This is a genomic window from Alkalicoccus daliensis, from assembly GCF_900103955.1.
Lineage (GTDB): Bacteria > Bacillota > Bacilli > Bacillales > Salisediminibacteriaceae > Alkalicoccus > Alkalicoccus daliensis.
In genome coordinates, this window is record NZ_FNIL01000004.1 from 224,395 (window position 1) to 240,917 (window position 16,523).

At 44.3% G+C, this 16,523-nt stretch carries 23 protein-coding genes; 7 read left to right on the forward strand and 16 right to left on the reverse strand.

Annotated features, from left to right (window positions below):
• Positions 1-94: 94 nt before the first annotated feature.
• From BLP92_RS09050 to BLP92_RS09075, 6 genes are all read right to left on the reverse strand, one after another.
• Positions 95-976, reverse strand: coding sequence for a VOC family protein (locus BLP92_RS09050; RefSeq protein ID WP_090842626.1), 882 nt, complete (start codon positions 974-976; stop codon positions 95-97).
• A gap of 265 nt (positions 977-1,241) precedes the next feature.
• Complete coding sequence (locus tag BLP92_RS09055) at positions 1,242-1,820, reverse strand: class I SAM-dependent methyltransferase (RefSeq protein ID WP_090842627.1); 579 nt, start codon at positions 1,818-1,820, stop codon at positions 1,242-1,244.
• A gap of 28 nt (positions 1,821-1,848) precedes the next feature.
• Positions 1,849-2,769 carry an NAD(P)/FAD-dependent oxidoreductase gene (locus BLP92_RS09060; protein ID WP_090842628.1) on the reverse strand — a complete coding sequence of 307 codons (921 nt, stop codon included), beginning with the start codon at positions 2,767-2,769 and terminating at the stop codon, positions 1,849-1,851.
• A 14-nt stretch (positions 2,770-2,783) separates the two neighbouring features.
• Entirely contained in the window at positions 2,784-3,197 is a 414-nt protein-coding gene (locus BLP92_RS09065; protein ID WP_090842629.1) for an Rrf2 family transcriptional regulator, read from the reverse strand.
• Positions 3,198-3,309: 112 nt separating this feature from the next.
• On the reverse strand, positions 3,310-3,774 hold the full coding sequence (locus BLP92_RS09070) for an SRPBCC family protein (protein ID WP_175444238.1): 465 nt from the start codon (positions 3,772-3,774) through the stop codon (positions 3,310-3,312).
• Between the two features lie 156 nt (positions 3,775-3,930).
• A complete protein-coding gene (locus BLP92_RS09075) occupies positions 3,931-4,497 on the reverse strand; it encodes an excalibur calcium-binding domain-containing protein (RefSeq protein WP_090842631.1) in 567 nt (188 codons plus the stop codon).
• A 476-nt stretch (positions 4,498-4,973) separates the two neighbouring features.
• Between BLP92_RS09075 and BLP92_RS09080 the strand changes: the two genes are divergently transcribed.
• Together BLP92_RS09080 and BLP92_RS09085 are read left to right on the forward strand one after the other, a co-directional pair.
• Positions 4,974-5,252, forward strand: coding sequence for a hypothetical protein (locus BLP92_RS09080; protein ID WP_090842632.1), 279 nt, complete (start codon positions 4,974-4,976; stop codon positions 5,250-5,252).
• A 531-nt stretch (positions 5,253-5,783) separates the two neighbouring features.
• Positions 5,784-5,990 (forward strand): hypothetical protein, encoded by a 207-nt coding sequence (locus tag BLP92_RS09085; RefSeq protein WP_090842633.1) that lies wholly within the window; start codon positions 5,784-5,786, stop codon positions 5,988-5,990.
• Positions 5,991-6,081: 91 nt separating this feature from the next.
• Here BLP92_RS09085 and BLP92_RS09090 read toward each other — a convergent pair whose 3' ends face one another.
• The gene (locus BLP92_RS09090) at positions 6,082-6,912 is read right to left on the reverse strand and encodes an ABC transporter permease (protein WP_090842729.1); all 831 of its coding nucleotides are present in this window, start codon (positions 6,910-6,912) and stop codon (positions 6,082-6,084) included.
• Between the two features lie 35 nt (positions 6,913-6,947).
• On the reverse strand, positions 6,948-7,922 hold the full coding sequence (locus tag BLP92_RS09095) for an ATP-binding cassette domain-containing protein (RefSeq protein ID WP_090842634.1): 975 nt from the start codon (positions 7,920-7,922) through the stop codon (positions 6,948-6,950).
• Positions 7,923-8,100: 178 nt separating this feature from the next.
• Here BLP92_RS09095 and BLP92_RS09100 point away from each other — a divergent pair, with 178 nt between their 5' ends.
• Positions 8,101-8,484 carry a hypothetical protein gene (locus tag BLP92_RS09100; protein WP_090842635.1) on the forward strand — a complete coding sequence of 128 codons (384 nt, stop codon included), beginning with the start codon at positions 8,101-8,103 and terminating at the stop codon, positions 8,482-8,484.
• 77 nt (positions 8,485-8,561) lie between these two features.
• Here the strand turns inward: BLP92_RS09100 and BLP92_RS09105 are convergent, their stop codons facing one another.
• The 6 genes from BLP92_RS09105 to BLP92_RS09130 form a co-directional block, all read right to left on the reverse strand.
• Positions 8,562-8,777, reverse strand: coding sequence for a hypothetical protein (locus BLP92_RS09105; protein ID WP_139148940.1), 216 nt, complete (start codon positions 8,775-8,777; stop codon positions 8,562-8,564).
• A 266-nt stretch (positions 8,778-9,043) separates the two neighbouring features.
• Positions 9,044-9,805 (reverse strand): isoprenyl transferase, encoded by a 762-nt coding sequence (locus BLP92_RS09110; RefSeq protein WP_090842637.1) that lies wholly within the window; start codon positions 9,803-9,805, stop codon positions 9,044-9,046.
• 111 nt (positions 9,806-9,916) lie between these two features.
• Positions 9,917-10,735 carry a DUF817 domain-containing protein gene (locus BLP92_RS09115; RefSeq protein WP_090842638.1) on the reverse strand — a complete coding sequence of 273 codons (819 nt, stop codon included), beginning with the start codon at positions 10,733-10,735 and terminating at the stop codon, positions 9,917-9,919.
• Positions 10,736-10,811: 76 nt separating this feature from the next.
• Positions 10,812-11,024, reverse strand: coding sequence for a helix-turn-helix domain-containing protein (locus BLP92_RS09120; RefSeq protein ID WP_090842639.1), 213 nt, complete (start codon positions 11,022-11,024; stop codon positions 10,812-10,814).
• Between the two features lie 9 nt (positions 11,025-11,033).
• Positions 11,034-11,525: a DUF2975 domain-containing protein gene (locus tag BLP92_RS09125; RefSeq protein WP_090842640.1), complete on the reverse strand. Its 492-nt coding sequence runs from the start codon at positions 11,523-11,525 to the stop codon at positions 11,034-11,036.
• A gap of 232 nt (positions 11,526-11,757) precedes the next feature.
• Complete coding sequence (locus BLP92_RS09130; protein ID WP_090842641.1) at positions 11,758-12,273, reverse strand: hypothetical protein; 516 nt, start codon at positions 12,271-12,273, stop codon at positions 11,758-11,760.
• A gap of 151 nt (positions 12,274-12,424) precedes the next feature.
• Between BLP92_RS09130 and BLP92_RS09135 the strand changes: the two genes are divergently transcribed.
• From BLP92_RS09135 to BLP92_RS09145, 3 genes are all read left to right on the forward strand, one after another.
• On the forward strand, positions 12,425-12,655 hold the full coding sequence (locus tag BLP92_RS09135) for a hypothetical protein (protein WP_090842642.1): 231 nt from the start codon (positions 12,425-12,427) through the stop codon (positions 12,653-12,655).
• Between the two features lie 42 nt (positions 12,656-12,697).
• Positions 12,698-13,069, forward strand: a complete 372-nt coding sequence (locus tag BLP92_RS09140) for a hypothetical protein (RefSeq protein ID WP_090842643.1) — start codon at positions 12,698-12,700, stop codon at positions 13,067-13,069.
• A 121-nt stretch (positions 13,070-13,190) separates the two neighbouring features.
• Positions 13,191-13,409 (forward strand): WYL domain-containing protein, encoded by a 219-nt coding sequence (locus tag BLP92_RS09145; protein WP_090842644.1) that lies wholly within the window; start codon positions 13,191-13,193, stop codon positions 13,407-13,409.
• 264 nt (positions 13,410-13,673) lie between these two features.
• On the opposite strand, the gene BLP92_RS09150 is transcribed toward BLP92_RS09145, so the two are convergent.
• Positions 13,674-14,579, reverse strand: coding sequence for a helix-turn-helix transcriptional regulator (locus tag BLP92_RS09150; protein ID WP_090842730.1), 906 nt, complete (start codon positions 14,577-14,579; stop codon positions 13,674-13,676).
• Between the two features lie 75 nt (positions 14,580-14,654).
• Here BLP92_RS09150 and BLP92_RS09155 point away from each other — a divergent pair, with 75 nt between their 5' ends.
• A complete protein-coding gene (locus tag BLP92_RS09155; protein WP_425284443.1) occupies positions 14,655-15,134 on the forward strand; it encodes a VOC family protein in 480 nt (159 codons plus the stop codon).
• Between the two features lie 356 nt (positions 15,135-15,490).
• On the opposite strand, the gene BLP92_RS09160 is transcribed toward BLP92_RS09155, so the two are convergent.
• Entirely contained in the window at positions 15,491-16,504 is a 1,014-nt protein-coding gene (locus BLP92_RS09160; protein ID WP_090842645.1) for an aldo/keto reductase, read from the reverse strand.
• Positions 16,505-16,523 lie beyond the last annotated feature (19 nt).

The window sequence follows — 16,523 nt, forward strand, 5'->3', positions numbered from 1 at the left end:
AGCATCTGGTAATGCCGTGGATGCAATGTTTCTCTTATTACGAGTAAGAAAAAATGGTCTCCCGCTGCTTTCGTAATATTACCTGACAGCTTTTCTAAACGAGTGCTTTTTCAAAATCCACGCCCCATAAAGATAAACATTCATCTGTACTCCATACTTTCGGCTTCTGCGGGGAATCTTTGTGCCAGGGACGCGGTTCAAATATACCCAGCTCCTTAATGAAAACATCCCCATCGGTAAACAGCTCAATCAGATTTCCTTCAGGATCCTTGTGGTAGCAGGCGATGTTATGTCCCGCGCCATGCCTGGAAGGGCCCCACTCCAGATGGACGTCGTTCAGCCGTAAAAAATCGAGCGTATGAATCAGGTGGCTGTAATCTCTCATTTCCAAAGCCAGATGATGCATTCCTTCTTTTTCAGATGTAAAAAAGTTCAGCACGTGATGATCCGCATTGCACGTCATGAAACCAAAATAATCCTCGATCCAGTCCGTGTTATAGAAGCCGAGCTTTTTATAAAATTCCACCTGTTTTTTCGCGTCCTTCACCCGGATGGATAAGTGCCCTACTTTATTTGGTACAATTCCTTTCGTCTGAAACCCCCTGTTTTCTGCCTGCTCCATGTGCGGATACAGCTCTACGACATAGCCTTCCGGATCTTTAAAGGTAAGAGCTTCCGCCACGCCCGGCGCCGGATGTTCCAGCCGCTTTGCATCGATGTCCAGGGATTGAAGGTGTGCCAATATTTCTTCAGTTGAATGTGCAGATTCGTACTGAAAGCCAAATTTGCGAATGCCGCTCTTTTCCGAAGGAGTAAGAATTATATTATGGTGATCGGTCGAACTGGAAAAGTAAGCGCTTCCATTTTCTTCGTCAAGAATGTGGGAAAACCCTACAATATCCTGGTAGTACGATTTCATTGCAGAAAGATCCTTCGCATAAAAATCAACATAACCAAGCTTAAAAACGTTCAGCATGATAACTTCCTCCTTTAAATAACTAGATTTTAATAAATAATATTATATTATTTTTTATCCGTCAAGACTCGCTGCTTTTATTTTATCTGCAACAGCCTATGAAACTAATCACTGCCTCGCTTCTCTCTCAGTTCGACGTGTCCACGCATGTAAAAAGGGAGCTTGGCTTAAATCCCCATGCTCCCCCTGTAGTATTTTCCATTCTTCTACAGAAAATTAAATACAACCTTTATAGACATATAATATCTTTAATTAAAACTGAAAATCACCTGTTATTCTTTTTTTGTGCCACCAGCACATATAACGAAGCTGTTGGAAGGTGCTTTTCCAGCACGTGAAAACCCGCTTCCTTCAATTCTTTTTCCATGCCTTCCGAGGTAATTCTCGGTGCTTTCCCGTCATGCTGCTTAGGTTCCAGTTCCAGACAGACAAGATACCCATCTTGTTTTAATACTTTTCTCAACTGCGCGAGCAGCGGTGCCAATGGCTGAATTTCATGCAGGACGAGAGAAGCAATCACTGCATCAACAGAAGCATCGGGTAACAAAAGATCCTCCATCCTCCCATGTACCGACACAATATTTTCGAGATGTTCTTTGGAGGCTTTTTCATTAATTATTTCCAGCATAGGAGCATCGATATCCAGTGCATAGACATTTCCCTCCGTCCGTTTTGCTGCAGGAATAGAAAAGTAGCCGGTGCCTGCCCCAAAATCTAAAATGTTATCTGTTTCTTTGATCGGTATTAAATCCAGCAGCTTTGCGGGAGAAAATTCCTTTCTCCGTTCGGAGCTTTCTAAGTACGAGACTTTCCCATGACTATGCTTCCCGTGGGGATGGTGCATTTAAATTCCTCCTTTTTAATAACAGCTTTTATGCATGCTGCTCTTCCTGTCCAAATGTTTCTTCTATTAAAGCTGCATTTACCGCGATCGCAGCCATACTGCCCTCTCCTGCTGCGATTACCAGCTGCGCCGGACCTGCAATCCGCGTATCTCCACAGGCATACAGCCCGTCAATTTTTGTGCGCTGCCAGCTGTCTGTTTCAATGCCGCCCTGCTCGTTCAGTTCATATCCAAGCGTCTCGTCAAAAGAAGCTGCCTGCTTCCATTCCGCAGCGATGAATCCACCCGCACGCAGTACAGCTGAACCGTCTTCCAGCAGCACTTTCTCCAGCATGCCGTTTTCTCCCAGAAGAGAAGCAATTTTCTTTTCATTCACCCGGATTCCTTTGTGCTCCAGTAACTGTTTCTCTTCTGTCGAAAGGACTTCTCTGCCGTTCGTGAAAACGACTATATCGTCTGTCCAGTTAGAGACGATTTTCGCCATGTGCATCGCTTTCTGATCCTCTGCGATTACAGCAAGCGGCCGGTCTCTTAATTCCCAGCCGTCACAGAACGGACAGCTGAACAAGCTTTTTCCGTAAAACTCTTTTACCCGTGGAATCTCCGGGAGATTTTCTTTAAACCCCGTAGCAAGAATGACTTTTTTCGCGCTGTACATTTCTCCTGCTGCTGTCTCTACCTGGAACACGTTGTTTTCCTTATGGATGCGGATCACTCGCTGCGCCTCGATTCTGACATCCGGATATTTTCCTATCTCTTCCTGGGCAATTCTTTTCAACTCCTGCGGATGGACTCCGTCTCTTGTAATAAATCCATGGGATTCGGAAGTCACCGCATTCCTTGGTTTATTATCATCGAACAGTATCGTTGTCCGCCTAGATCTCCCAAGTACCAAAGCAGCATTTAATCCCGCCGGTCCCCCGCCGATGACAGCACAGTCCAATATCATTTTCTCCACTCCTCTTATGAAAGTTTTCCTGTTTCCCGTTTTGCTTCTGCCTCTTTCGCAATATCGATTAACAGCTTGGAGGCTAGTTCCTCCTTCATATTCTCTTCCGCCTGCCTCATCACATTTTCAATTAAACAGCCCTCATGATGAATCGAGCAGTCGAACAGGTTCGTATCTCCTTCAATTGCATGAATAACGTCGAGAAAAGAAATTTCATCTTTTGTTCTGGAAATTTTATAACCCCCTTTCGCTCCGGGTGTAGACTCGATTAACCCTGCTTTCGTAAGTTTCGTTAATATTTTTGAAAGATACGTCGGGGAAAGATGCTGCATTTCGGCCAGCTCCTGCACACCCACCGTACTCTCCCGCTGGAGCATTAAATGTATCATCGTGTGCAGCGCATAATTAGTCGCGTTTGAATACTTCATGTTTGACCTCCTTATATTAAAAGATATTAGAGACTCTTAATGTCTTTAATATAGATAAATTTAGCATTAGACAGAAAGGAAGTCAACTAACTGGTTTTCAACCAGCTTCTTCCTAGCTCGAATTCTCCTTCTGGTCTTTTACTATTTCCTTCTTCGCCTTCTTGAAAAAATCATTGATAATCACTTTGGCTGCACCGTTTAATACCGGCTTTCCTAAAGAAGCCACAGTTCCTTGTACAGAAGCGGTGTAGCTGTAATGCAGCAGCGTTTCTCCATTTTTACGGGAAGTAAGTTTTATTTCCCCGGCTGCTTCCACCGAGCCCGGTTTACCTTCTCCCTGTACAAGCATCTGGCAGCGCTTCGGGTACTCACCTTCTTCAATAGTAAGTACCGCTTCGTACACTCCTTTTACGCCAGGCACTCCTATTTCAAGCTCTGCCTGATATTTGTTTTTTTCCAATTCTGTCAGCTTTCTGCATCCCATCATACTCTCTTTTAATACGTCAGGATCCTGCAGCTGATCCATGATCGCTGCCCGCCTGCCTGGAAGTGTAATTTTCCCATTCCCGTGAATCATTGCATTCCGCTCCTTCTTCGATACCTTCACTTTCGTTTGTATGGTTCTATCCCCCTTTCTTCCGGGAAATAACACATAAAATTTCATGCAAAAAGCCAGCCCTCAATGGACTGGCTCCTTCCTCACACCACGGGAATGGCATAAATAATGATGAGCTTACGCTTCTACTGATCTGCGGCGCATCATCATGACTGCACCCATACCTGCCAGAATTACACCAAAAAGTACAAACGTCGGATTCGTTGTAGACGTTGCAGGCATTTCATTTCCCTCATCTGCATCCGCCGCAGCTTCTTCATTTGCATTATTCTCATTATTTACGTCTGCCGTGTTGTTATCGGAATTGTTATCATTATGGTTGTTGTCGTTGTTATTGTTTCCGCTTTCCTCTGTTTCGTTGTTCCCGTTATTATCAGGGTCATTGTTGGTTGGTTCTGGGTCTGGATCCTGTTCTCCCAAAACTTCAGCATCATAGTCCTTAAACTGCTGTTCCATGCCGGCAGTTTTTCCTTCACACGGCCAGCCGTCATTGTCTCTATCAAGACCTTCAGGATCATATTCAGAACTATACCCGTGTTCATTCCAGAAAGTCCATACATGCTCTCCATCTTCGAAATATTCACAGTTAATGGTACCTTCCTCATGATCCGCATGAACAGCTGTCATTCCGCCAAAACCTACAACGGCTACACTCATAACACTCACAATCCATTTTCTCAGCATTTGATCAATTCTCCTTTTTTTGAAATATGTACCATTCCCATGTGTCTTAATATGCCATAAACTCATGACGAATACAAGAATATTCAAAATATTTGTACTAAAATTTTGAATATCCAATAGGGACTTTTTTATAAAAATTATTTATCAATGTAAATGTTTAAGTTTCTTACAAAAGGGAATTAACTTTATAAAAGTTCCCTTTCACATCGCTTTTCTTGTATTTCCTTCCCGAAACCAGTATTATAAATATTACTTAAAGACATGGGACTGATTTGAACGTTGAACGGCAGGAAAATTACAATTTCAAACATTAGCGTCGAAATCTGAATTTTCTTCCTGATTTTTTTGTGATTTATATTTTACACAGTCGATAATCAAGAGACTGTAGTGCTCCTTGATAAGCTGTAAAGGAATATACTCCTTTACAGCTTTTTGAATATAATTGGAAAATAATTACATTTTGAGGAGGTATTATTATGCAATTTCCCGAACGGTATTCAGGCAACTATTATTATCAAACAAAAGATTTTTATAATAATTCTGTGTTCTTCAGTTTTTATAAAAGATGTGATCAGCCAATTTTAAGGGCATCAGGACTTCCTTTTGAACAGACTTATTTAAATCAAAACCTTCCAGCTACCCCGGCAGCCCCAGCAGCGAACACTGCGGAAATGCTGGCCTATCTTACCCGATTCGAGACACTTGACGAGGAGCAGTTATATCAGGCGATCGAAGACCTGCAAACCTATGAATAAGTGCTGCCTGTACTGACACAGCATTTATTCCTAGATGAATTCTATTTTCCCTGCCTATTATGAGCCATTTGAACCTTGAACTTTTATCAATAATACCCTAATATTTAGATTAATTACAAAATACGGTATTCTTTCAGGACTAAGACGATGTATCAGACTATAGTGCTGAATATAAGTCTTCTATTTTCAACTCCTAGTAACGATCAGCAGTCGGCAATCAAGAGACATTAGCGCTCATTGATAAGCTGCAGAGGACCATGGTTCTTTGCGGCTTTTTTTGTGTCACTCCCCGCCATAGCGCTGCTCGCTTGGTATTCGTTATTTCCATGCGCTGAACGAATAGTATTTTTCCGCTCAAAAAATTCCTCTGCCCATTTTTTACGTAACTTCCGCTTATTTCATTTTTAACAGCTGCTCATAATTTATTGAACCTGCTGTCTAATTTTATCTCATACAGAACCTATTTCACCGCTTTCTCCTGCAGTACAGCAATAATTGCTTCAGCAAAAATTTTAAGGAGGCTGAGAAAAGATGGGACAATATGCAATTAAGAATATTACGAATGAAATGTGGGTATCTGAAATTGTAAGCAGTACGGAAATCGTCCAGACAAACAAAGGAGACGACGCATTACTTTTTCAGAATGAAAAACAAGCAGCGGAACTCTGTAAAAAATTATCCAGGGAGCGGGGATGTACCTACCAGGTAGTTACTTCAGACGCCAGACAGATTTCTTAGTGTCTTCTCTCTTTAAAAACAAAAACCGGCAGTCTTTTAAACAAAGACTGCCGGTTTTTTTGAAAGAAATATTTGCGCAGAAAGTGCCTGCTTAATTCTTATTGCGGTATAAGTACATCGTAAGCGGCGCAAACACTGCGGTCAGAATGACAGCCGCAACGAGCACCCAGCTGATCTCTGCAAATGTCACGGTGCCATGCATCAGTCCCCGGACTGCGGTTACTACAAGAGAGATAGGATTGATTTCCACAAATCCCTGCAGCCAGGACGGCATTGTTTCCGGATCGACGAACACGTTGCTGATGAACGTGAGCGGAAACATAACCATCATGCTTACTCCCATAAGAGATTTTTCAGAGCGCATAATCATGCCGAGCGTGGTCCAGATCCAGGAAAGACTGAACGCAAATACCTGAAGCAGCAGGACCGCGGCCACCATGCCGAGGATGCCGCCTTCCGGACGAAACCCGAGAATCAGGCCGAGGATAATCATAATTGCGGAAGCCATCGTATATCGGACTCCATCGACCATCAGCGCACCGACCAGAACGGAAGGATGCCAGATTGGCAGCGAGCGGAAACGGTCGAAAATGCCTTTCGTAATGTCGTTGTTTAGCTCCACTCCGGTATACATTGTTAACGTGACGATCGTCTGCACAAGAATCCCGGGAAGCAGGAACTGCAGATAGTCTCCGGTGGAGCCCGCAAGCGCCCCGCCGAAAAGATACGTAAACATCAATAAAAACATGATCGGAAAGATTGTCGCGTCAATCAGCTGTTCCGGAATATACTTAATTTTCAGGAGTGCGCGCCAGCCGAACGTAAAGGAAGTCGCAATACCGTTCGGCTTTGCAGGCCTGGCGCCGCCGCTGATTGCTCTGCGGAGCGCTTCTTCACGTGCCCCTTCCGTGTCGGTTTCCATTTCCGGGCGCAGTTTTTGATTTTCAGGAGAAACGGTCATTTTACTGCCTCCTCTTCTTCTGCCGGCTTTCCTGTCAGCTGCAGAAATACCTCATCGAGGCTCGGCTGTCCAAGGGAAAAGTCGGTTACTTCAATGTTCGCTTTCGTTAACGCGCTGAGTGCCGTCGAAGCCTGGGTCGTATCAGATACCTGCGCGGAAAGCGCAGAAGGATCTGTTTCCAAAATGATAGACGTGTTTAGTTTTTCTGCCAGCAGCTGCTCGGCACGGGGTCTGTCCTCCGGATGAAGCAGGCGGACCTGCAGAGAGCCGGTGCCAAGAGATGCTTTTAACTCCCCGCTCGTACCTTCTGCAATAATTCTGCCCCGGTCAATCACGGCGATCCGGTCGGCCAGCTGATCTGCTTCCTCCAGGTACTGTGTGGTAAGCAGCACCGTGGTACCAGTACTTACAAGTGTACGGACAATGCTCCATACCTGGTTGCGGCTTCTCGGATCAAGCCCCGTCGTCGGCTCATCAAGAAATAATAAATCCGGTGTCACCACGATACTCGCTGCAATATCAATACGCCGCCGCATCCCGCCGGAATATTTCTTCACCTGTCTCCTGGCCGCATCCTCCAGTCCAAATGCGTGAAGCAGCTCCGTCCCGCGGTCTCTCGCTTCTTTTCTCGTGTAGCCCATCAGGCGCCCAATCAAAATTAAATTTTCAAGTCCGGTTAAATCTTCATCGACGGAAGCAAACTGTCCCGTTAAGCTTACGTGGCTTCGCACCTTATCTGCCTCCGTGGCTAAATCGTATCCAAGTACAGTTGCACTGCCGCCGTCCGGCGATAAAAGCGTCGCAAGCATACGGATTGTCGTCGTTTTCCCCGCACCGTTTGGACCGAGAAAGCCATAAACCGTCCCCCGCTGCACTGCTAAATCAACTCCATCTACTGCTCTCTCTTCTCCAAATTTCTTTACAAGTCCGGCTGCTTTAATTGCAAGCTCTTTCTGCGGCTGATCATTCAATTGCGTTCACCCTTTCTTCTGTACGTTTTACTGACTACCTCTTATTATATCCCTATTTCTTCTTATCGTTTCTCTTTTATTGCTGAATTTCAGGATCTCTTCTTTCGCCTTCCTCTGCAATAAAGGTTTTCTCTTCTATGATCTGCGGGAAAAGCTCTGTAAAGGAGGGTTTCTTCTCATGTGGTTACTATTTTTGATCGGACTGATTGTCGGGGCATGGCTGCTGCTGAGAAATATCGTGAAACAGCTTATGGGAATCCAGGAGGCGGACACCGGCTTTTTCGAAGAAGCAGTCACCCCGCTTCATCATAAAATCCGTATTGTGCTGAGCGTCTGTTACCTGCTGATTGCAGGCTTCACACTGTATACGATTCTTGACCTCTCCCTGCTGCCGGCCGCATTAAGAGGGGTTGCAGGATTGATTCTCGCGGACGGTGCGATCCGTATGTACTTTGAACTGAACCATGGAAAAGAACCGCGCCGCGCAGCTTTAACACTGTGTGATACAGCCCTCATTGTCGGTGCAATCTTATTTGGAGTCTCGCAGATCGGAAACGGATAAAAAAAGAATTAAAATATTTTTGTTCAATTGAAAAAAAGCGCAGGTCTACCGCCCCTCTTTTCTCTCTGCGGGTCATTTTATATATACTGCCGGCAATGTTCGCAGTATGCACTTTCCTCTGCAGTTTCAATTTCATTTCTGCATGTCTGGCACGTGATAGTTGATTTCGTCCGCTTTTTCCAGCCGTTATTTCTTGCAACGCCCCGGCTCAGCATTGTCTGTTCTTTCAGCTCCGAGCGGAATGTTATCCAGAGAAATAAAGCTAACAAAGTAATCGCAATAATTGCCATCAAAAAACCGCCTCCTGCATTGGAATGTTTTTACTTATGTTGTGTACGTTTCCCATATCCAGGAAGTTTCAGTTTGGCTGGCCATGTTCCGAAAACTTATTTTTGTACCGCTCGCCTCTCCTTTTTCTAAAGAATAATGCCGCACTTTCTTAAGCTGAAGATCCACTTATCTGGAACATACGCACTCCCTTTGAGATAATGTGCTGCATCTGTTTCCAGCGGCCTGCACTCAAAGGAGCTGCAGGAACAGCAATGTGTGTCTTCTCCGCTTAGATGCCGCCATATCTTCTCTTACGCTGCTGGTATTCTCCCACTGCCTCCATAAATTCTTTCTCAGAAAAATCCGGCCAGAGCACATCGGTAAACCAGAATTCCGTATAGGCCAGCTGCCAGAGCAGAAAATTGCTCAGCCGCTTTTCCCCGCCGGTGCGGATAAGAAGATCAGGGGCGGTGGTCCCCGCTGTGTACAGATACTTTGAAAACGACTGTTCATTCAGCTCCTCGAGCGACATATTCGCTGCGTCCAGATCGGCAAGTATTTCTTTTACCGCATGCAGGATCTCCCCTCTGCTCCCATAATTGAGTGCGATCGTCAGCTGCAGCCCGTCATTGTGCTTCGTACGGTCTATCGCTTGCTGCAGCGCCTTCTGTGTATAAGCAGGCAGACTTTCTACATCGCCGATTGCCGTAACACGTACATTATTCCTGATAAGGTCCGGCAGATAAATATTTAAAAATGTTTGGGGCAGTTTTAATATAAATTCAATTTCAGCAGTTGGACGTTTCCAGTTTTCTGTGGAAAATGCATAAAGCGTCAGCACTTTCACCTTGCATTCGGCTGCTGCTTTCACAATTTTCACAAGCGCAGACAATCCTTCTTTATGACCGGCTGCTCTCGGCATTCCCCGTTCCCCGGCCCAGCGCCCGTTTCCATCCATAATGATCGCTATATGGGCAGGAATGTTCTCTTCTGGATCGGCGAAAGATTCTTTCAGCTGTTTATGTTGGAAAAACGGAATTTTCATAGCCATTGTCGGACCTCCCGAACGATTGATATTTTTTGATTGCCTTTCCTCTTAGAATGGCGGTACACAGCAATTGCTGCATCGAGGTGCGTTCTGCTGTTACAGAATTTTCTATTTTTACTTCTGGTAAATCTTCGGCTCCTGACGATAAGAGCGGGTCATATTTATCGCTATAGGACGTTTTCCTTTCACCTGCTTTAACGTCGCTACGATAAGAAAGCTGACAATTACCAGCAGCAGCCACGAACTCACCTTTCCTAAATGGACGAGACTCCATGCTTCCGTTTGGTTGGGATATTGCCAGGCGCCAAAGTATGTCGCAATATTTTCTGCAATCCAGATGAAAAATCCGATGAGCACAAAAGAAAGTGCGAGGGGCATATGATAACGAATCCCACCCACTTCGTAAGCAACCTTTGCCTGCCAGAATACAATAATCACAAGTCCGGACAGCCACCAGCGAATGTCCACCCAGTAATGGTGTGTGAAGAAATTGAGATAGATGGCAGCTGCGAGCGGTACCACTTTTCCAAACGGCGGCCATTTCACCAGCTCCACGCGTATCCTTCTCCACGCCTGGCACAGATAGCTCGCCACACTTGCGTACATGAATCCGCTGTACAAAGGCACTCCTGCCACCTTAAAAAAACCTTCTTCCGGGTAGGACCAGGAGCCCATATGTACTTTGAAGATTTCAAGCGCCAGCCCGATTACGTGAAACAAGGTGATCACCTTCAGCTCATCCTTCGTTTCAAGCCCGGAACGAACCATCCACCACTGGACAAGAATAAAGAAAAGGAACAGCCAGTCGTACCGTGCCAGTAAAGGCAGCGGAATGATTTGCGTAATCGCCAGCGAAGCAAAAATTGCGACCGGAAAGATGCAGGAGAGTGCCAGTTCCCAGCCAAAACGAATGAGCTGTAAGAGAGATCCCATCATCTGCGCCTCCAAATTTTTTCTTGATAGCTTGCTTTATTTATCCAAGCAGCCGGGAACACACCCACTCCGGCCATTATTCTTCTTCTTTTTTGTATTCTAAAATGTCCCCCGGCTGGCAGTCGAGCGCCTCACAAATTGCCTCCAAAGTAGAGAAACGGATCGCTTTTGCCTTTCCATTTTTTAAAATAGACAGGTTCGCCATCGTGATTCCCACTTTCTCCGTGAGCTCTGTTACACTCATTTTTCTTTTCGCAAGCATCACATCGATGTTAATTATTATCGCCATTTCATCACCTCAGACCGTTAAATCATTTTCAGATTTGATATTAATCGCTTCCCGCAGCAGCCTCTGCAGGACGGCCGCAAAGACTGCGATCACTAACGAAGCACCAGGAATCACCATTCCCAGCAGGATAAGACCCGGGGCATCATCCCACTCTGCGATGATATAAATAAAGGGCATTGCTGCCAAATACAAGCCGCAGATCAGGAAAGCACAGTATTTAATTTTTTTCAGCGCTGTAACAGAGATTTGCGAGAAAGCCTCATTTCTGTCGATATAATTCAAAAGCTTAAACGCCTGGTACAAAGCGAAATAAAACGGGATCGCGGAGCCGTACATCGCTGTAAGAATGCCAAACACTGCATACGCCAGTGCTGCGCCCTCCTCTGCCTGCGCTGCTGCTTCCGCCGCTATCTGAGGAAGTAGAAAAATACATAAAGCAAGCACCGGAGCACCTATTAAAAACAAAGCGATTTTCAAGAAGATTGTGGACCCTTGTTTCATAAAACACACCTCACCTTTTTATTTTCATTAAGATCATAACAGTATATTTATCGTTTTTCAATAAATATTTGTTGTTTTATAAATTATATATTCTCTTCTGGAGCTACCGACGAATATTTATCTATTGGCAGATTTCATTGCAAGCACAACAAAAAATCCCCTCCCTGTTAATGGGAGAGGATGTACAAATTTATATTTTGCAGTTTTGCGCACTTCTTATCGCAGTGATCGTTTAGTTCGCAGCGTTAAAGGCAATCCGGGAGATCCGCCACTCGTTTTCCTCCTCGATCATCACGTAATCCATAAAAAACGGCGCGTGACTGGAAACATCCGGTACATCGGCTGCATAGCGGAGAATCAGCCCGTGGTGAGAGCGCTGGAAGTCGGCAAAGCGCTGGTGCAGTTCCTCCGGCGGCAGCCATTCATACATATGCATATCCTCAAACTGAATCACGCCGGTTGGACGTCCCTCCCGCCGGAGAATAGTGGCGCGCGCGGAGAGAAAACCCGAAGCTTCTTCAAAGGATTCCGCCTGTACAAACTGCTCCGCGGCGTGCACTGCCTGTGCTAATTCATACGTCTCCGGATAAGACGCCAATTCCGCTTCCAGCGTCTCCTGCTCTTCGGAGAGTCTCTCTACTTCTGCTTCCAGCTCTGCAATCCGCGGATCCTCCGAAGGCTCCTGAAAAACAAACATTGCTCCTCCAATCAACAATGCAATCGCAAAGAGTGGAATCCACTGTTTCATCACCCTCACCGCCTTCTTCATTCATTACCGTAAGCCTATCACGGCGGCAGAAGAAAACGTTAAATAAAATCTTATCCTAAACCTTCTGATGATACATACAAAATATGTTAAAATAACCCAAAGTGCAGCTCAGAAATCAGGAGTGATATTAGTGAGGAATTTTTGGGAAACTTTTATCATTTTGTTTTTATTTTATGCCGGTTCTGCGCAAGGGTTATTTAGCCAGTATAGAATGTACGGCGCAGATATTACTGATCAGCCGAGCAGATTTTCAGAAGGCTTTCATTACTTATTATTTTGCATTCTTATTGGCATGATGATTATGAAAATAAAACATGAGCGAAAAGTAAAAAAAGAAATGAAAGAAGAGAATTTAAATTAATTTCCTTATGTAAGTGGGAGTTTGTTCAGGAGTATTCATCTTATGATATTTTTGTGGTTCAGCCTTACTGTCTTTTTAATTATCTGGACGGCCTTTGTACTGAATTTTTTCATTGGCGGCATCGTGTTTATTGTCAGTATGGCTGCTTTATTAGCCTGGAAAGATGACTTTGCAGGACTGTTTTTCAAGGTGAAATTTGTAAAGTACATGGCTGTCGTTTCTTTTCTGCTGTCCGGATTATTTACAGCTGTTTATATGTACTTATTTTCCTACCGCACAAGTATTCCGCCAATAGAAGAAAACATGGAGACGATCAACGCTGTATTCAGATATGAAGGTCCGCTCCCTACCTATGTGGTTATATTTTTTGTATATTTTGTATTATCCCTGTGGAGATATTTTCAGCTTAAATAAGTCTGAGGAAGACTGGTAAAGCTGGTCTTCTTTTTCTTATAAAAACACAAACAAATGTTCTGTTTTATTTGTAAAAAGAACAAATGTTCGTGTATAATAGAGAGAAAGGAGGCTGAGGAAGATGAAAGGTATATTGGATAGAGCGGTGGAAAAAGGAGAGAAAGTACAGGTGATTTATCTTTCCGGAGAAGGAGAGTTGACCCAACGCTGGGTAACGGTATGGAAAGTAACGGAGAAGCATCTTGTCTGCTACTGCCACTATCGCAAGCAGAAGCGGACACTTACACTTTCAAATATCCTTTCCGCCGTCCCTGAAAAAATAAAGGAACGGACAGCTTAACATATAATTTTTTTGGAAAGTATCCTTCAATCATGGGGCAAGGAACTAAAGCATTGCTTTGTATACTGCTAAAAGAATGAAAAAAAGGAACAGAAACACTGTCCCTTTCCGCTTACTCCCTGCCTTTGTTCCGCTGGTTCATCGCATTGGTATTGTAAGGATAACTGACAAATAACTCACTTGCTGTATTTGAACTTTTCAGCCTGCCTTCTGCGAGAGACCCCGGCAGCACCCACCTTTAAGACTGCTGCCTCCAACGAACTCCTAGCTGTAAAGCTCCCGTACTCCATCTAAAAAGTCTACATATTTCTCAATATAGCTTTTCGGTTTTAAAATCTTAACTTTGCTGCCAAATCCGGCCAAAAACTGATAAGCAAATTGATTTTCAGGTAAATCAATTTCAGTTTGATAGCTCTTTTCCGTTACTTGAGTGATTTTATTTTTTCCATATCTCTCTATAAACTGATCTCTCACAGCTATATCCATCAACAGTTTTACACTCACCAAATTGTCAGGTGTTGTGTAAGGCTTTATTTTAATTTCTGTTTTCTGTCTCGGAAGGAAGTAACCGTTTTTTTGGAGATTTAACATCCTTGTCAATTTAAACGTTCGATAATCGCTGCGTTCCAGGCTGTAGCCCCAAAAATACCAATGCATTTCACTAAAGTGCAACTGATATGGCTCTGCCTCTCTATAAGTGTAGTTTCCTTGTTGGTCCACATACTCGAATTTCAACAGCCAATGATTTTCTATTGCTTGATTAATAAATAAAATATCTTCATTTATTTGACTTCTGCCGATCCAGTCGTAAAAAGTTAAATTAAGCCTGGGAGAAATATCTGCAATCGTCATTCCTTTTATTTTTTGAATGGTCTCCTGAATCTCATAATCAGCGATCAGTTGTTCAAAACCACCTAATGCGATAATAATATTTTCAATATCCTTATGGTTCAGCAGCCTCTTATCAAATTTGTATTCTTCCATCAGCGCGTACCCCCCTGCAGCACCGTACTTTGCATAGATGGGAACATTTGCATAACTTAACGTTTCCATATCACGCTGGATTGTTCTTTTAGTAACATGAAACATCCGGCTGAATGCTGAGGCGGAAACTACTTCCTTCTGCAACAAAATCATCACAATTGAGATAAGCCGTTCAATTTTTTTCATTTCACCCTCCATATACGACATACATATGTCACCTATGTGCTATTATACTTCGGTTATAAACGAAGGAGGTAATAAATGATGAAAGCAATTACTTATTTACAATTTGGCGGGAAAGCAGAAGAAGCACTAGCTTTTTATGCGCAGGCTTTACAGGCAGACAGTGTAGCGAAGGTGAAATTTAATGCATTTGTTCAAAATCCTGATTTCCCTTTGATGGAAGCGGAGCAGCAGATGATCATGGAGTCCCGGATTGAGTTCATGGAAGGAATGGTTTTAATGATCTCGGACGTACCGGCTTCCATGCAAGCGGTAACAGGGGAAGTTACGAAAGGCACGAACGTTTTAATCAGCATTATCGATGCAGAGCCAGAAAAAAATCAACAGATTTTTGAAAAGCTGGCGGAGGGCGGCAAGGTAATTATGCCTTTATCTTCTGTTCCCTGGTCAGCAAGTTTTGGAATGATCATCGATCGGTTTGGCGTAATGTGGAAATTCAACAGTGAAGCAAGCAAGTTCTTAGATGGTTTTGCGGATAAAACGAAAATCAACAACTAACGATTCTCAGAAAAGCTTATATTTCTGTCGACTTTGTCTATATAAACACTGCCGCCGGGAAACTTTCAAAACAGATAATTTTAAAAGTAAATCAGGTTATCTCTTGTACTGTGTACTATTTTTCACTTTGCGTTCGAAGAACATTTTCTTTCTGAAGGAGTACGTTAAAAATGAAGGTTTAGCTGTAAAATAAAAAATGAATCTGGAACAAAAGTTTTTTATCACATGAAAAAACCGGACTGTCATGAAACCCTCTGCAGGGTTTCATGACAGTCCGGTTTATTAGTTGCAGAAATTTTATTATTCGGTTTTACAAGTCGAAATGATAGTTCTGTCCCATCCTCCGGACTGTGCTGCTACCTCCCCTTATTGCGCTGATTGATTGCATCCGTATCATACGGATAGCTTACAAACAATTCACTCGCTTTGTTCAGTCGTTCCAGCTGCTCATGTGTTAAAGACCAGCCGGCAGCTCCCAGGTTTGCTTCGAGCTGCTCTATCGTACGTGCACCGATAATAGGTGCCGTCACCCCGCGGCTGTTTAACAGCCAGTTAATGGCTGTCTGAGCAGGAGTCTTTTCCGCATCGTCTGCCACACTCTGCAGCGTATCCAGCAGATTCCAGGTAAAATCATTATTGTATTTATCCCACGTTTCGCTGTAGCCTTTTTCTTCGGCAACAGAAATCCGGGAATCTTCCGGCGGCTTCGCCATGTCGCGGCTAAACTTCCCGCTTAACCATCCTCCGCGAAGCGGACTCCACGGGATCACGCCCAGCCCCTCATTTTCACAGACATCAATCAATTCATACTCCGTCGCGCGGCAGAGCAGATTATACTGCGGCTGCAGGCAGACGAACTGTTCCCACCCTTTCTGCCTGCTTACTTCGATCGCTTTCTGCAGCTGCCAGCCCTTGAAGTTACTTGCTCCTGTGTAGCGGACAAGCCCGTCCCGCACCAGATCATTCAATGTACTTAACGTTTCTTCGAGCGGTGTCCGGGGATCCCACGCATGCACCTGGTAAAGATCAATGTAATCGGTCCCAAGACGGCGCAGGCTTTCCTTCACTCCGGAGATAATATGCTTTCTGCTCAATCCGACATCGTTCGGTCCCTCTCCCATCGGAAAACGAACTTTTGTCGCCACTACATAATCATCGCGGTTCTGCTGCTTCAGCCACTTCCCAACGATCTCTTCTGACACCCCGCGGGAGTAAACGTCCGCAGTATCAATAAAGTTCCCGCCTTCTTCCACGTAGCGGTCCAGGATACGGAAGCTGTCTTTCTCACTCGTTTCCCGGCCTAATGTCATCGTTCCCAGACACAGCTCACTTACCTGCAGCCCCGTTTTTCCTAAATAGCGAAATTCCATTGGCAGATCACTCCTTGTT

What these genes read in the sequence shown, in the direction of transcription:
- BLP92_RS09100 (WP_090842635.1), top strand. Translation starts at nt 8,101, where the DNA reads ATGTGGTTACTATTTTTGATCGGACTGATTGTCGGGGCATGGCTGCTG.
- BLP92_RS09150 (WP_090842730.1), bottom strand. Translation starts at nt 14,579, where the DNA reads ATGAAAAAAATTGAACGGCTTATCTCAATTGTGATGATTTTGTTGCAG.
- BLP92_RS09050 (WP_090842626.1), bottom strand. Translation starts at nt 976, where the DNA reads ATGCTGAACGTTTTTAAGCTTGGTTATGTTGATTTTTATGCGAAGGAT.
- BLP92_RS09155 (WP_425284443.1), top strand. Translation starts at nt 14,655, where the DNA reads ATGATGAAAGCAATTACTTATTTACAATTTGGCGGGAAAGCAGAAGAA.
- BLP92_RS09060 (WP_090842628.1), bottom strand. Translation starts at nt 2,769, where the DNA reads ATGATATTGGACTGTGCTGTCATCGGCGGGGGACCGGCGGGATTAAAT.
- BLP92_RS09140 (WP_090842643.1), top strand. Translation starts at nt 12,698, where the DNA reads ATGATATTTTTGTGGTTCAGCCTTACTGTCTTTTTAATTATCTGGACG.
- BLP92_RS09075 (WP_090842631.1), bottom strand. Translation starts at nt 4,497, where the DNA reads ATGCTGAGAAAATGGATTGTGAGTGTTATGAGTGTAGCCGTTGTAGGT.
- BLP92_RS09090 (WP_090842729.1), bottom strand. Translation starts at nt 6,912, where the DNA reads ATGGAAACCGACACGGAAGGGGCACGTGAAGAAGCGCTCCGCAGAGCA.
- BLP92_RS09085 (WP_090842633.1), top strand. Translation starts at nt 5,784, where the DNA reads ATGGGACAATATGCAATTAAGAATATTACGAATGAAATGTGGGTATCT.
- BLP92_RS09110 (WP_090842637.1), bottom strand. Translation starts at nt 9,805, where the DNA reads ATGGCTATGAAAATTCCGTTTTTCCAACATAAACAGCTGAAAGAATCT.
- BLP92_RS09115 (WP_090842638.1), bottom strand. Translation starts at nt 10,735, where the DNA reads ATGGGATCTCTCTTACAGCTCATTCGTTTTGGCTGGGAACTGGCACTC.
- BLP92_RS09145 (WP_090842644.1), top strand. Translation starts at nt 13,191, where the DNA reads ATGAAAGGTATATTGGATAGAGCGGTGGAAAAAGGAGAGAAAGTACAG.
- BLP92_RS09130 (WP_090842641.1), bottom strand. Translation starts at nt 12,273, where the DNA reads ATGAAACAGTGGATTCCACTCTTTGCGATTGCATTGTTGATTGGAGGA.
- BLP92_RS09080 (WP_090842632.1), top strand. Translation starts at nt 4,974, where the DNA reads ATGCAATTTCCCGAACGGTATTCAGGCAACTATTATTATCAAACAAAA.
- BLP92_RS09160 (WP_090842645.1), bottom strand. Translation starts at nt 16,504, where the DNA reads ATGGAATTTCGCTATTTAGGAAAAACGGGGCTGCAGGTAAGTGAGCTG.
- BLP92_RS09065 (WP_090842629.1), bottom strand. Translation starts at nt 3,197, where the DNA reads ATGAAGTATTCAAACGCGACTAATTATGCGCTGCACACGATGATACAT.
- BLP92_RS09070 (WP_175444238.1), bottom strand. Translation starts at nt 3,774, where the DNA reads ATGATTCACGGGAATGGGAAAATTACACTTCCAGGCAGGCGGGCAGCG.
- BLP92_RS09120 (WP_090842639.1), bottom strand. Translation starts at nt 11,024, where the DNA reads ATGGCGATAATAATTAACATCGATGTGATGCTTGCGAAAAGAAAAATG.
- BLP92_RS09055 (WP_090842627.1), bottom strand. Translation starts at nt 1,820, where the DNA reads ATGCACCATCCCCACGGGAAGCATAGTCATGGGAAAGTCTCGTACTTA.
- BLP92_RS09125 (WP_090842640.1), bottom strand. Translation starts at nt 11,525, where the DNA reads ATGAAACAAGGGTCCACAATCTTCTTGAAAATCGCTTTGTTTTTAATA.